This is a genomic window from Bacteroidia bacterium, from assembly GCA_020852255.1.
Classification (GTDB): Bacteria; Bacteroidota; Bacteroidia; order JADZBD01; family JADZBD01; genus JADZBD01.
This window is the reverse complement of sequence record JADZBD010000002.1, coordinates 218652-232825: the sequence shown is the minus strand read 5'-3', so window position 1 is coordinate 232825 and position 14174 is coordinate 218652. Positions and strand designations below refer to the sequence as shown.

Below are 14174 nucleotides of genomic sequence, written 5' to 3'. Positions count from 1 at the left end.
GGGTTTTTTATGAAAATTCATCTTATACATCACGACAATCAAATCTCTTTCTGCCGGGACGAATTCTATGCCTTGCGAAGGAAGATGGATGCGTTGTATTACGATCCCCTTACTTCTGCAGACGCAGCAGAACTGGAAGAGGAGGTGATGGGATCTGTTCAGGCATCGGATCATATGTTATGGGGAATCCTGGAGAGAGATGGGTACTATTTCGGGTACTTTCGTTACGTTACCATGCCCGACGGCATGGCCAATACGCTTTTTCTTTTTGCACCGCAGGAGGAGGCCGGTGAGGAATTGGTGAATAAGGTGTGGGAGATGGTGACCTGGCGAATGAAAACCAAAGCTCACCGGGAGCTGGTGTGGAGAAGCAGGCAGGAGTTCTGGATCCCTTTCAAGGAAAAATTAGGCGGAAGAAGAAGTAATAGCGGATTTTCATTCCGTCTGAACCTGAGCGATGTAAACCGGAATCAGCTGGAACAATGGATCCGTGAAGGAGAAGATGTTAGTAAGGGTTTTTCTGTGCTGGAACAAGATTACCTGGAGGAGAAGTACATTGAAGAAATGGCAGGTTTGACCAATCAGCTGGTCCAGGATATGCCGCGGGAAGACGGGGACCTTGTCTTACGTTCATCTGCTGAAATAATCAGGACCCTCCAGCAACAGGGCCGGAATGCAGGCATGAAACAGCTGCAGCTGGTACTGTTCGATCCGCAAAACAAAATAGCAGGAACAACATTGATCCGTTATAAACACGAACACATGGAGATCGATCAGCGGATCACCGGGGTTCACAGGAATTATCGCAGGCGCGGGCTTGCAAAGTATTTAAAGGCGCTGATGATGAAAAAAATTCTTGAACAATTCCCTGATTGTCCTTCCGTTCGCACAGAATGTTTTGCAATGAATCTTCCTATGATCGCACTGAATAAGGCCATGGGGTACCGAATTGCCGCCAGGGAAGCCGATCACGTGTTTCAAAACCTAATGTAATACCTGGAACCAGCCGCTGTAGGTTTTCCCGAGTTCGGCAACATGCAGTACAAAATAGTAGGTACCATCGGTGAGTTTTTCAGGACTCCAGTCGTTCAGGTAACCCTCTTTTGAGAAGATCAGATTTCCCCATCGGCTAAAAACCTGAAGATTATTTTCGGGAAAGGCTTCAAGATACATAAAGGAGAGAACGTCATTGGTATTATCGTTGTTTGGAGTCACCACATTCGGAAGCAGCACATCCGGTGCAATCACTTCGATTGCCCGGCAAATGGAATCCACACATCCGTTGCTGGTGGTTACAGTCAGGCAAACAGTATAATTTCCTGGATCTGTGAATACATGAGTTGGACTCTGCTGTGTAGAAGTATTTCCGTCGCCAAAATCCCAGCTCCATCCGGTGGCGGTTCCGGCGAAGATTTGTGAAATATCTGAAAACTGCGTACTCACAGCTGCAATAACAGGTGAGGGTGTGAAACTAAAATCTCCTAATGGCAGCGGATCCACATCCACGGTCGGAAGGATGGTGTCTGAACTGCAGCCATTATAAGTCGCATAGGCGTTGAATGGAATGGTATTTACCGTAGTGCCGGAATTGAAAAGAGTATCTGAAATAGTGCCGGTTCCGCTTTCATTATTGCCCAACCAGTTATTGGTTGCACCCGATATGCAACTACTCAGACCAATAGTGAACGGGTCACCGGAGCAAATCACCTGATTCATCGGGCTGGCGTTGATATCGGGAACTTCTTTCAGCAGAAGTACGCGTGTGGGCAAGCCGGTAACTACGGCACCGCAGGCATCGGTTACGGTGGGTGCCGGAATGGTAATAGAGGAGGTGGTGTCGCATATCCTCGGACAACCGGGGACCGTGAGATTCAGAAAAACCTGTTGGGCCCCGGTGGAGCATCCGTTATTCGTGTTTCCCTGCGTAACCGGGTTCTGCATCCAGGGGTGGGTGATGGTATAAGGCGGTACACCGTAACGCACATAGGTGGTGCACTGGATAGTGCACAAGTTACCGCAAATCGGAGCCGAAGGTCCTAAAAACTGATTGAGATATCCTTCCGGAGTTCTGCCTACCACCAGCGCGCTGAAGGGCCAGGAGGTGGTTACGGGATCGTAGCGAATGTATGTGGTGTTACAGCCTGTGGATGGTTGGGTTCTTCCCAGTAACATCGTCAGCCAGAACGTGCGGGTAGAACATGAATTCTGCATGCAGCACATCATGGGATTTTTCAGATCGAAACTGTCGAGATAGGCTGTGCCGGGTGTATTTCCCTGCGGGGGTGCCACTGTAAAAGTAGTGGAGGTGGCACAGGAACTGCGGAAACGCAATGCCCCGTCAGCCATCACCGCTGTAGTGAAGGGGTTGGCGTAATAGGAAGAAGTGACATAGAGACCGATAATGGAAATTCCTGCTGGCACGGTTACCTGGATGCTGTCGGCATTATATTGCGGAACAATGCAGGATGGCATCTGTCCCCCTGTCCACATTGCGGTTGGTCCAATCACCAGTGGATCTATCACCACAGGAAACGTGCGTTCCGGATCGCGCAGCCATTGCGCAGGAATTCGAAGAATCAGCCGCTTCTCTCCGGCATTTTCTCCCAGATCAAGTGCCCAGGTACCGGTGATCCATTTTCCGGAAGCATCGAAACATACAGGGGCAGTAAAACGTGCGATCTCTTCGTTCTTAGAATTCAGTAAACTCAGATCGCCGCTCCACCCGCCATTTTCCTCCTTTCCTCCGTTCTCCAGCCGGGTGAACACATGGCCGTTGGGAACACTCACCACTTCAGAAAATTCAATGTATTCCCCCTCCATCACCGGAAGTGAATGCAGAATGTAACTTGTTTTGAATCCGTTTTCCCGGAGAATGATCTCTTTGTCCACTCCCGGAAAGAATTGATTAAACCGGATATTCTTTCCCGTTCGCACCGGCGCTACGAATGCTTTTTTTCCGTTCATACGGCAGTCGGTATTGAAACGGATCAGTGCACCATTTCCTACCGAAATGGAAGTGGAACCGTCCTTCGCTGCCATGGTTGGAAACTGCTGGGCCGGGATAATCCATCCTTCCGGACATTCATGCACTTCAAGATCCACCGGTAATAATCCGCCGTCTTTCCCGTAAAAACAAATAGGTCGTTTGCTGTACTGATAAACAATTCTTCCGTCGGGCAGTAGCCAGCTTCGTGAATACAAGGTTCTTTCCTTTTCCATCTCCTTCCAGGTGTGGAGGGGAGGCAGATCCGTTCTTCCGGATTGCATCGGTTGGTCAGGACTGGTAATTACCTGAGAAACAATAACAGATGAGACGAAGAAAAAAATCCCGGAAAGCAGGCAGCGCAAGAACATGGGCAGTGTAAAGTTCAAATATATGAAATGAAGAGGTGGCTTCCACTGGCATGAATATAATTATCTGATTATCAATATGTAATAGAAATATTTTTCATACTGTGAGATCACATCTGAGGTTGCTTGCGCTGATAAGAGTCATAGGTGATTATATGTAGTAGTATGAAATTTGGTCTTCTTAAAAGACCCTTTATCATGAGTCAATACGGTGAGAGTACCTTAAAGGAACTCGTTTCTAACGATTACCGAAAGGCAGAAGTATTCAGAAAATACGGACTTGATTTTTGCTGTGGTGGGAAGAAGCAGTTACAGAAAGCTTGTTCCGACAAAGGCATATCGCTGGACCAGGTTGAAAAGGAATTGTCGGTGGCTGAGCAGCAACCCGTTGTTCCATCCCAGGATTACAATCAGTGGGGTTTGGATTTTCTGGCGGACTATATTGTTAATACGCATCACAAATATGTTGTGCGCACTATTCCCACCTTGTACGAATACACCCAAAAAGTTTCAAAGGTGCATGGAGGAGAGCATCCGGAGGTGAAGGAGATCGCAGATGATTTCCTGAAAGCTGTGGATGAGTTGAACCGGCATATGATGAAGGAGGAGCATATTCTTTTTCCATACATTAAGGTGCTGGTGGAAGCGGAAAAGGCGGGAACACAGGTTTCACCTCCCGGTTTTGGAACCATTGCCAATCCAATACGGATGATGGAGATGGAACATGAGCTGGTAGGAGATGTAATGGATCATATTGAGAAGCTCTCTTCCGGGTTTAATCCTCCTCCGGATGCATGCAACACCTATCGTGTGAGTTTTGCGAAGTTGAAAGAATTCACGGATGACCTGCACCAGCACATACATCTTGAAAACAATATTCTGTTCCCAAAGGCGATTGAGCTTGAGAAGAAACTTTTAAACCCCTGATCCGGTAAATTGATGGACCCCGTTGCCGATACCCCCGATCTTACCGAAGCCGCATTTGATTTTTGGTTTCGTGATCATGACCATATCCGTTCCCCGTTCCCTATGTATATACGGGAGGCTTTGCGTGAACAGGCGCTTAAGCGGTTCACCCACTGGTGTACACATCTGAAGCCGGAGGCGAAGAAAGAAGTCAATGATGAGATTTTTGCAGAGAAATTCGAGGAAATTCTGTTTGAAACGGGTATGGGACTGGTAGTAACGGAAGATGAAAAGCTGAGTATCCGCTATCCGTTTATGCCCCGGATCGGTGATGTAATCCGTGTGCAGGAAGAGAAGGATGCTGCCGGTGAGAGCAAGGTAACAGACCGGTTCTATCACAAACGTGGAGACGAGGCATTTCTAAAGGTAAAGCTCATCCGGCTCAACACGAACGAAGCGTGGGAAACGGAGTTCGAACTTCCGGACTAACCTGGTTTATTGGCTTTCAATACGGGAACCGTCCTGCCTGTAATTTGTACACGGCCCGGTAAGAATATCGTTTTTGTATTGGCATTCCTGCTCCTTCCGGCCGCCGGGGTAATACTTTACAAAGAGGCCATTCAGTTTGTCGTCGTTATAATGACTTTCCGTGACTTTGTTACCCAGGCTGTCCCATGAGGTCCAGAGACCCACTCGCCGGCCGGACTGAAAATTTCCTTCCAGTTGTTTTTTCCCGTTAGCGTAGAACCAGATCCAAAGCCCTTCATCTTTTCCGTTCATTTTACTTCCCACTACTTTCGGTTGTCCGTTCTCGTGATTCCAACTCCCGGCACTGTACTGATATTGAAAGTATATGTAGACAAGCACAATGCTAATCACAATGATCCTGTGATAGCGTAGATTTTTTTTCAGACCGGAACGATCAGCCATTTTGATAGTGTTGAGCACCTTCCATTATTCTGAAGACGTGGAGCACGGAAGGGAACAATGCATCCATTGTCTCACGAGCACCTTTCGTTGAACCAGGCAGAGCGAGCACCAGCATATTTCCGCAGAGACCTGCCACTGACCGGGAAAGCATGGAGTAAGGTGTGCGATCCTGCCCATAATTCCGGGCGGCCTCAGAAATGCCGGGTATTTCGCGATCCAGTAAAGGCCGTATTGCTTCGGGAGTCACATCCCGGGGAGAAAGACCGGTTCCCCCGGTGAATATAACCAGGTCAAATCCGGAGGCGCGTTGTGCATTTAATGTGTCTCGGATGATGTCGCTTTCATCGGGAATCACCGAATAGTGACTGACGGTGACACCGTTCTTTTCCAGAGAAGCCATGATGGCTTTACCCGCCTTGTCCTCTTTTTTTCCTTTGGAGATGGTATCAGAACAGACAATTACGGCTGCTTTAAGGTCTTTACGGAACTGATCTGTAAAGTCTGTTTTCCCTCCCTTTTTTTCCAGAAGCCGTATCCCGGTGATCTCAATCTGTTTATCAATCGGCTTGAGCATATCGTACATGGTTAGGGCAACCACTGAAACGCCATGCATCGCTTCTACTTCCACCCCGGTGCGATAGATAGTTTTTACTTCCATTTCAATCACTACGGATAAGCCTTCAACGGAATACCTCACGGCCGCAAATTCTACGGGTAGCGGATGGCAATCGGGAATCAAGTCACTGGTTTTCTTTACTCCCAGCAAACCCGCTGCTTTAGCCATTTCAAAAACATCTCCCTTGGGAACGGTTTTATTCCGGATGGCATCGATGGTTTCCTGCCTGCTTACTTTCAGTGTAGCAGTGGCGATTGCGTGCCGAAGCGTGGTAGGTTTATGTGTGATATCAACCATGTGCAGTAAAATTTTGATTTTCTTTTTTCCAAACGCTGCTTTCATCCTCCAGAATTTCTTTTCCCCATACAGGAGCCTTGGCTTTTATCTCCTCAACGATCCAACGGCAGGCATCGCAAGCCGCCGCACGGTGAGGGGAGGAGGTAAACACGAAAAGACAGATCTCTCCGGCTTTTACCGTCCCAAGGCTATGATAGATGTGCATGCACGTTAATTCAAACTTTCGGAAAGCTTCCTCCCGTATGCGGTGCATTTCTTCATTGGCCATTTCCGTGTATGCAGTATATTCAATCGCACGCACCGGTGTGCCTCCGATGACATCCGCACGTACCTGTCCCAGAAAAATGGAATGCCCTCCAATGCTTGTCTTTACGCTATGCTTGGCGATGCTGTCTGCAATGAATGCAGTTCCGATGGGTCCATCGCGGAACACGTTTTTTGGTTCTTTGGTCATTTCAGCTCATATTATTTTGCAGCCAGGCAAGGATTCCTCCACGCAGGCTGTAAAGGGTGGATAGTTTGCTTTGCCGGCCAAGAATACGGGCAGCTTTGCGGCTTCGGATGCCGCTCTTACAAAACAGGATAACCTGTTTATCTTCCGGAACAGTATTGCCGGCGCCTTCCAGTGTTGAAAGGGGCCAGCGCGCATCCGCCAGTCCTTCATCTTCCGGGAGTTCCCCGTGTTCGCGCACATCCACTATAAACAATTCCGTTCTGTTTTCAAGCAAGCGGGAAAGTTCTTCCGGTTCCAGTTCAGAAATATCGCCGGACTTTTCTGTTGTGCCGCACGCGAGATCGTAATCCGTTCTCAAAAAATGTTCCCGGCTGATTGCGGGATGGGCTTTTCTGCTGAAATGCAGTGTGGTGAACTCCATAGTAAGGCTGTTCATCAGCAGTAATTTTCCGCTCAGTGGTTCGCCGGCACCTGTGATGAGTTTAATTGCCTCGGAGGCCTGCATGGTACCGATCATTCCCGGCAGTGTGCCGAGTACACCAACTTCAGAACAGTTGCCAATGCTGCCCTGTGCAGGTGGTTCTGGAAACAAACAACGGTAAGTGGGTCCGCGCGTACCATCAGGTAAAAGAGCGTTGAAAACAGAAAGCTGTCCTTCAAAACGATGGATGGAACCATAGATCAGCGGGCGGCCGGTAAGTACACAGGCGTCATTTACCAGGTAGCGTGTGCTGAAATTATCGCTGCCGTCAATAATCACATCGTATTCAGGAAACAGTTCAAGCGCTGCAGCGGTATCCAGTTTGCGGTCATAGACCTGAATACGAATAAGGGGATTCAGTTCGGAAAGTCGCTCGCCTGCTTTCAATGCCTTCGACAAGCCTGTATCGGAGGTGCGGTAAAGTACTTGTCGCTGAAGATTACTTATTTCTATGCGGTCAAAGTCAATGATTCCGATTTTTCCCACACCTGCCGCCGCCAGATATAAACCGGCCGGACAGCCTAAGCCCCCAGCACCTATAATGAGCACACGGGAGGAACAAAGTTTCTCCTGTCCTTCCGTGCCGACTCCTTCCAGTAACAAGTGCCGGCTGTAGCGCTCTATTTGATCTTTGTTAAGCATCATCCACCGGAAAAAGGAGGTAAGAGAGCAATCTCATCGCCCGGGTTTAGTCCGCCTTCTATATCCCTGACCTGCCGGTTTACGGTTACAAGGTACGTTTGTCCCTGAAGAGCAGGATACTGTTTCTGTAGTTCCAGGATCAATTCCTGCAATCCGGTCGCGAACGGCATCTGCGTTTGCGCTGAGCCGGTGAGGTCGGCAATCTTTCCGAAGAAGCGTACGGTATAACTCATGATATCAGTGTTTCAATCACCCGGAACTCATCCGGAGTATTCATGCTCCGGAAGGAACGTACAAAGATAGGTGTTGGAAGATCAATAAATTGCGTTTTGAGTTTATTCAGAATATCCTTCAGGCGATAATTTTCCCCGCGTAATGCAGCTTCAAAGTGGGGCAGTGCTTTCCGGGAATAAAGGCCGCAAAGTGGTTCCGCTTCTCCGTTATGACGGATCACTACCGCATCCTTCTCTTCCCGGTGGGCAGCAACCAGCAGATCCAGCACCTCTCCATCGAGCAATGGCATGTCACATCCCAGAAACAGCAGCCATGGTGTTTCTGTTTTTTTTATGCAGCTGATCATGCCGCCAACAGGGCCCATATTGGGAATTTCATCGACAATTCGGGGTGCTCCAAACCGGTCGTACGCTGAATTTCCACTGCTGATTATTACACTGCCACAGTATCTCTGTAGAAGATAAATCGCACGCGAAACGAGGGGAGTGCCGTTCACCTCTATGAGTCCCTTGTCGCGACCCATTCTTGAACTCTTCCCTCCGGCGAGTACAATTCCCGTGATTTCAGTGTTCGGATTCATTATATGGTTAGCAGTTTATAACAGGCCACAGTCAGAACCAATGCCAGCGACCCCTTCAGAATTTTCTTATTAACAACCGAACTCCCGAACCAGGCACCGGCCGTTCCTCCCAGCACACCAGCTCCAACCCAGATCCACAGATAAGGATCAGGATCAAAGCCCTTCACCATCATTCCACCAAGCCCACTCAGCGAATTAAGAAAAATGAATAAGGCCGATGCCGCGGCGGCTTCCTTTAAATTTCCCCAACGCAAGAATAGAATCACCGGCGAAAGAATTATTCCTCCTCCGATGCCAATCATCCCCGACAAAAACCCAATTCCTGCACCAAGGATAAGCGCTACGGGAACAATCACCTTTCTCTGTTCTTCCGACTCTTTCCCGAAAAGACCCAGAAGCCGCAGTACCGGAAACAGAAGAATGATTCCAAGGATGCGTTTATATAACTGATCGTCCACATCTACCATTGCCCCGAGAAAAGCCGCCGGCACTGCCGGCAGTGCGAACCAAAGAAGTAGTCTCCACCGGAAGTATCCGGCGCGGTAGAATTGCAGGAAAGCAATAAAGGACACCAGTACGTTGAGCACCAATGACGAGGATCTCATAACAACGGTGCTAAAGCCGAATAAAGCCATGAGAGCCAGATAGCCGCTCGCGCCTCCGTGACCAACAGATGCGTAGAGAAACGCCACTGCGGAAAGCAATACGGTAAAAAGTATCAGTTCACTTAATGGCATCGTTATATATAATTAAGAATAACGCACATGAAAAAAAATCAAAGCTTGAGATCGCGGGTAAGATCTTCCCTGAACCGGGAAAATTCATCGTTCAGCTTTCTGTAGGTGGCAATTGCTCTTCTTCCTTCCGGAGTCAGTGAGGTGCCACCACCTCCGGTTCCGCCCGAAGCTGTTTCTACCAGCGGGCTCCGCGATTCTTTATTCATAGAGTTTACAAGTTCCCAGGCTTGCCGGTAGGACATCTTCATGGCACGTGCGGCCTTTGTAATGGAACCAAATTTTTGAATTCCTTCGAGAAGCAAAACCCGACCGTGCCCGATAAAGGCACCGTGTTTTCCTTCAATCCAAATACTTCCGTTTACACGGTACTTTGATTCCATCAGATAAATTTCCCTCTTTTTACGGAATAAAAAAAATGACCTCAGTCAGGTGATTACTATAGTGGATGTACTTCAATATCAGCGTTTTCCAAAACAGTTTCACAGTCTTCGGGGATACAAACCAGGCAATTGGCTTCGGCGAAACTTCTTAGGATAAAGGATTCCTGGCCTACCGTAAGCCGGACTTGTTTTCCGTCGTGAATTCCTTTGAGGAAATGCGTAAGTCCCTTCTTTTTAGAATAGGACCCGATCAGGGGTAAACGCAGGGCCGGAAGTGGCGGAGAGGGGAGTCCCATCACCCGGTACACTGCGGGTTTAACATATTCATAGAAGCAGGTAAGCGCGGCGGCTGGATTTCCGGGCAGAGCGAAAATGAGTTTCTTGTTTTTTGTGCCGAAGCAAAGGGGTTTACCGGGTTTTTGTTTCACCTTATAAAATACTTCATCCACACCGGCCTTTTGCAGCACACTCCGCGTGAAGTCGTAATCTCCCACAGATATTCCTCCGGTCAGGAGCAGGATGTCACATTCTTTAAGTGCTTTTTTTACTTTTTTCAGCAGGAGAACAGGATTGTCAGGGCAGAATTCTTTTTTAACATCCCGTACATTCATTTCATGCAAGGCGGATTCGAGCATTAGGGAGTTGGATTCATGGATTTCTCCTTTTTTAATTTTAACTCCGCTTCGTTTCAGTTCGTTCCCGTTCACCAATATATGGATTCGCGGCCGGGCGAATATTTTCAGTTTGGTAATTCCCATTGAAGCAACAAAACCAATGGCCGCCGGACCCAGTAAAGTTCCGGTCGGGAGGGCTACTTCCCCTTTTTTGATCTGGGATCCTGCCAAACGGATGTTTGCGCCCCGTGGAGGAATAACACGGATACTCAGTACCCCGTTAATGACTTCGGTATTTTCCTGCATCACCACCGTATCAGCTCCCGGTGGAATTACTGCGCCTGTAAATATCCTTATAGCCTCTCCCTTACTTACTTTAACGGTTTTGGTTTTTCCGGCAGCGGCAATGCCGGCCAGGCGCAGGGTTTTATGCTCCTTAAGATCGTCTATACGAAAGGCATATCCGTCCATGGCACTCTGGTCAAAAGCTGGCAGTGATGCAGGAGCAGAAACGGGTTCTCCAAGCACGAAGCCCAGAGCCTTTTGAGCGGGTACCGCTATCCGTTTGCCGCTTCGGCAGGTTTCGAGGATGAGTTCCCGGGCAAATTCAACACTGATCATGTAGTTCATAACAGGCAAAAATCCCTAATTTAGTCGCTTTAAAGTCGACACGTTTCCGTTTCCTGCGTGAAGGTACGCTATTGAAAGAATTGCTATGCAAATTATAGTCCGGCGTTTAATTTTTTATTCCCTTGTGGGGACGTTCGGTGTGTATTCCTGGATGGTTTACGAGAGCGGAGCGGGGGAAGAAAGAGGTATGGAGATGCTGACGGAGGACGCGAAATCCGGGAAATTGAAATTTCAGGAACGGAATTGTATCGCCTGTCATCAATTATATGGCTTGGGCGGATACATGGGACCGGATTTAACCAACGTGATATCTGCCGCCGGGAAAGGACCCGCTTATGCGGAATCATTTCTTCGAAACGGCTCATCCCGCATGCCGGATTTTGATTTTTCAGAGGAGGAGATAAGGCAATTGCTTGCGTTTCTCGCGTATGTTGACAAAACCGGAATCTCTCCGCCCACCGATGCTGTGATTGAAAAGGACGGCAGCCTTACTTTACCCGGATCCAGATGAAAAAGGAGATTGGGGTCATATTCTTTCTGCTGGCTTGCGTAGCTCTTCTCATTGGGCTCGTGTTTGGCGCCATAGCGGCATTTCAGTTCGTTCAGCCGGGATTACTGGAGGCGATCGGTTTTCATAAAACCCGTCCTATCCATGTGTCTTTTGTGGTGGGATGGATCTTTCTTGCTTCCGTAGGAGGAATCTACTTTTACTTACAACGAAACCTCGGGCTCACACTCTATTCACGTCCGCTGGCCAAGATCCATGCCTGGCTGTTTGTGATCACGGCCGCAGGAATCGGCGTGAGCTACCTGGCCGGGAAATTCGGTGGACGCGAATACTGGGAGTTTCCCGTAGCCTTTGCTGTACCCATCGCCTTATCCTGGATTCTTTTTGCCTGGAACTATTTCCGCACGATCCGTAAACGCAAAGAACCCTGGCCGGTGTATCTCTGGATGTGGTCAACCGGAGTGATTTTCTTTTTGCTGACCTTCTCCGAGTCCTACCTCTGGCTCATTCCTTATTTCAGAGACAATATTGTACGCGACCTTACCGTGCAGTGGAAGGCCTACGGCGCACTGGTGGGGTCCTGGAATATGCTGGTCTATGGTACTGCCATTTTTTTGATGGAGCAAACACGCAAGGATGGGTCGGTGGCTAACTCACGGCTGGCATTTTTGATGTATTTCCTGGGATTCACCAATCTTTTGTTCGGGTGGGCACATCATTTATATACCGTACCCAATCAGCCCTGGGTGAGGTACATTTCCTATTTCGTGAGCATGACAGAACTGATCATCCTTGCCCGGATCATATATAAATGGAGAGCCACCCTTACCGATGCGATGAAGGAATTTCATTTTTTCCCTTCCCGCTTTCTGGCTGCATCCGAGTGGTGGGTGTTTTTGAACCTCATCCTCGCCCTGGCCATCTCCGTTCCGGCGATCAATCTCTATACCCATGGAACCCACGTAACGGTGGCCCATGCTATGGGCAGTTCCATTGGTATCAATACTATGATTCTTATGGCTTCTCTTACCTATGCGGCAACACTGGTGGGACCCTCCGAATACGATGCAGGTGAAAAAAAGCGAATGATCTTTGGTTTTTGGTTGTTGCAGATCTCCCTGTTGGTTTTCTGGTGCAGTTTGATCGGTGCAGGGGTGTACCGAGGAATCCACATCATTGAGCGGGGAACTTCTTTCGGAGAAATTATGAACGGAGCCAGACCATTTTTTTGGGTCTTTGCCTGGTCCGGCCTGGGGATCCTTGCCGGTTTAGCAATTATTTTATTGCCCCTGACAGATAAATTTTTTGAGTACCTGAGAAAAAAAGAAGATTAATATGTCCGACCCCGTTTCTTTTGATGATACACAACGCGCCTTTGTTGCCCGGAACGACCGGCAGTTGAGGAAGGCCGGATGGCTGTTTAAACTGATGGCCCGCCCGGGTTTGGTTCGCTTCTTCTCCGGAGCCACACGGCTTGCTTTGCGAGTGGGTATGCCTATACGCAGACTAATCCGTGGCACTATATTCGAACAGTTCTGCGGAGGGGAAACACTGGAAGAGAGCAAGGCGGTAGTAAGTGAACTGCACCGTCATAAAGTGGGTTCTATCCTGGATTATTCAGTGGAAGGAGAGGAGAACACAGAAGATCTTGAAAGCACCAGAGAAGAAATTTTACGCATTATTAAAAGTGCCGAGAAGAATCCTGCCATTCCTTATACCAGTGTTAAGCTTACCGGACTCATGCCCTCTTCGGTTTTGGAGAAAGCCAATGACGGAACCTCGCTCACGGGGAAGGACCTGGAAGAATGGAATACCGGAACTGGCCGGATACGTATGCTATGCGAGGCAGGAAGATCAGCGGGTGTACCGATCTACTTTGATGCGGAGGAAAGCTGGATTCAGAATTCCATAGACCGCATCGCCGAGGAACTCATGCCGGTATACAATAAAGAGAAGGCCATTGTGCTGACCACACTGCAGATGTACCGGTGGGATCGGCTGGAATATCTCAATGCCCTGATCGCACGGGCCCGTTCCGGGAATTTCCGAATCGGGATCAAGCTGGTAAGGGGCGCTTACATGGAAAAGGAAAACAACCGGGCTGCGGAGAAGGGCTACCGTTCACCCATCCACACTTCCAAAGAAGGAGCAGATACCGATTTTGATAAAGCCGTGGAGATATGTCTGCGTAATGTAGATCTGATTACCCTGTGTGCGGGAACACACAATGAGGCCAGCACATTGTTTCTTGTGCGGAAGATGGCGGAGCTCGGAATACCTAATAACCATCCTAACGTGTACTCCTCCCAGTTGTATGGAATGAGCGATCACATTACCTATAACCTGGCAGATAAAGGTTATAACGTAACGAAATACGTTCCTTACGGCCCCGTGAAGTCCGTTATCCCTTACCTGATCCGGAGAGCGGAAGAGAACACCGCAATCGCAGGACAGATGGGACGGGAGTTGAGGCTGATCCTGGAGGAAAAAGAACGCAGAAAGCAACAAGCTTTATTACCGCAAGGACATCACTGAAGTCTGCACATCCACGCCTCGTACATTAATTTCATTTTTTTTTCAGCAATTTTATAAACAATTTGTTTTGTCCGTTTTCGTGCAAACACGCCCAAACCTGTAAACTGAGGTGAATACGTAACTATATGATTATCATACTAAAAGGGGTATATGGAAGGTGACTTGTTCAAAACAACTTGGCAATGTTAAAAGTTTGGAAATCGTTCCAATTTTTTTGCGATCTAATTTCGTCGCAGAACAAATCACAAAAACCTTAATCCCAAAAAAAATTAGAATTTA

Annotated in this window: 16 protein-coding genes; 6 read left to right on the top strand and 10 right to left on the bottom strand. The window is 48.3% G+C overall.

Going from position 1 to position 14174, the window contains the following annotated elements; all coding sequences use genetic code 11:
- Positions 1–9: 9 nt before the first annotated feature.
- Positions 10–993: a GNAT family N-acetyltransferase gene (locus IT233_01755; protein ID MCC7301344.1), complete on the top strand. Its 984-nt coding sequence runs from the start codon at positions 10–12 to the stop codon at positions 991–993.
- On the opposite strand, the gene IT233_01750 is transcribed toward IT233_01755, so the two are convergent.
- Entirely contained in the window at positions 985–3354 is a 2370-nt protein-coding gene (locus IT233_01750) for a gliding motility-associated C-terminal domain-containing protein (GenBank protein MCC7301343.1), read from the bottom strand. The two genes, IT233_01755 and IT233_01750, sit on opposite strands and share 9 nt — an antisense overlap.
- A gap of 195 nt (positions 3355–3549) precedes the next feature.
- Between IT233_01750 and ric the strand changes: the two genes are divergently transcribed.
- On the top strand, positions 3550–4278 hold the full coding sequence (gene ric / locus IT233_01745) for an iron-sulfur cluster repair di-iron protein (GenBank protein ID MCC7301342.1): 729 nt from the start codon (positions 3550–3552) through the stop codon (positions 4276–4278).
- 12 nt (positions 4279–4290) lie between these two features.
- Positions 4291–4746, top strand: coding sequence for a hypothetical protein (locus tag IT233_01740; GenBank protein ID MCC7301341.1), 456 nt, complete (start codon positions 4291–4293; stop codon positions 4744–4746).
- Positions 4747–4752: 6 nt separating this feature from the next.
- Here the strand turns inward: IT233_01740 and IT233_01735 are convergent, their stop codons facing one another.
- From IT233_01735 to IT233_01695, 9 genes are read right to left on the bottom strand one after another with little or no spacing between them, the layout of a single operon-like run.
- Positions 4753–5187, bottom strand: a complete 435-nt coding sequence (locus tag IT233_01735) for a hypothetical protein (protein ID MCC7301340.1) — start codon at positions 5185–5187, stop codon at positions 4753–4755.
- Positions 5180–6100, bottom strand: a complete 921-nt coding sequence (locus IT233_01730; protein MCC7301339.1) for a bifunctional molybdenum cofactor biosynthesis protein MoaC/MoaB — start codon at positions 6098–6100, stop codon at positions 5180–5182. The genes IT233_01735 and IT233_01730 overlap by 8 nt, the downstream gene beginning before the upstream one ends.
- A complete protein-coding gene (locus IT233_01725) occupies positions 6093–6554 on the bottom strand; it encodes a molybdenum cofactor biosynthesis protein MoaE (protein ID MCC7301338.1) in 462 nt (153 codons plus the stop codon). The genes IT233_01730 and IT233_01725 overlap by 8 nt, the downstream gene beginning before the upstream one ends.
- 1 nt (position 6555) lies before the next feature.
- Positions 6556–7680 carry a HesA/MoeB/ThiF family protein gene (locus IT233_01720; GenBank protein ID MCC7301337.1) on the bottom strand — a complete coding sequence of 375 codons (1125 nt, stop codon included), beginning with the start codon at positions 7678–7680 and terminating at the stop codon, positions 6556–6558.
- Positions 7677–7910 carry a MoaD/ThiS family protein gene (locus IT233_01715; GenBank protein ID MCC7301336.1) on the bottom strand — a complete coding sequence of 78 codons (234 nt, stop codon included), beginning with the start codon at positions 7908–7910 and terminating at the stop codon, positions 7677–7679. Before IT233_01715 ends, IT233_01720 begins: the two co-directional genes overlap by 4 nt.
- Positions 7907–8491 (bottom strand): molybdenum cofactor guanylyltransferase, encoded by a 585-nt coding sequence (locus tag IT233_01710; GenBank protein ID MCC7301335.1) that lies wholly within the window; start codon positions 8489–8491, stop codon positions 7907–7909. Before IT233_01710 ends, IT233_01715 begins: the two co-directional genes overlap by 4 nt.
- Complete coding sequence (locus IT233_01705; protein ID MCC7301334.1) at positions 8491–9228, bottom strand: sulfite exporter TauE/SafE family protein; 738 nt, start codon at positions 9226–9228, stop codon at positions 8491–8493. Before IT233_01705 ends, IT233_01710 begins: the two co-directional genes overlap by 1 nt.
- 38 nt (positions 9229–9266) lie before the next feature.
- The gene (locus IT233_01700; protein MCC7301333.1) at positions 9267–9608 is read right to left on the bottom strand and encodes a LysR family transcriptional regulator; all 342 of its coding nucleotides are present in this window, start codon (positions 9606–9608) and stop codon (positions 9267–9269) included.
- Positions 9609–9664: 56 nt separating this feature from the next.
- Positions 9665–10852: a molybdopterin molybdotransferase MoeA gene (locus IT233_01695; protein MCC7301332.1), complete on the bottom strand. Its 1188-nt coding sequence runs from the start codon at positions 10850–10852 to the stop codon at positions 9665–9667.
- Positions 10853–10976: 124 nt separating this feature from the next.
- Here IT233_01695 and IT233_01690 point away from each other — a divergent pair, with 124 nt between their 5' ends.
- Genes IT233_01690 through IT233_01680 form a run of 3 tightly spaced genes read left to right on the top strand, consistent with a single transcriptional unit; the run spans position 10977 to position 13895 of the window.
- The gene (locus IT233_01690; protein ID MCC7301331.1) at positions 10977–11363 is read left to right on the top strand and encodes a cytochrome c; all 387 of its coding nucleotides are present in this window, start codon (positions 10977–10979) and stop codon (positions 11361–11363) included.
- Positions 11360–12694 carry a cbb3-type cytochrome c oxidase subunit I gene (locus tag IT233_01685; protein MCC7301330.1) on the top strand — a complete coding sequence of 445 codons (1335 nt, stop codon included), beginning with the start codon at positions 11360–11362 and terminating at the stop codon, positions 12692–12694. Before IT233_01690 ends, IT233_01685 begins: the two co-directional genes overlap by 4 nt.
- A gap of 1 nt (position 12695) precedes the next feature.
- Entirely contained in the window at positions 12696–13895 is a 1200-nt protein-coding gene (locus IT233_01680; protein ID MCC7301329.1) for a proline dehydrogenase family protein, read from the top strand.
- Positions 13896–14174 lie beyond the last annotated feature (279 nt).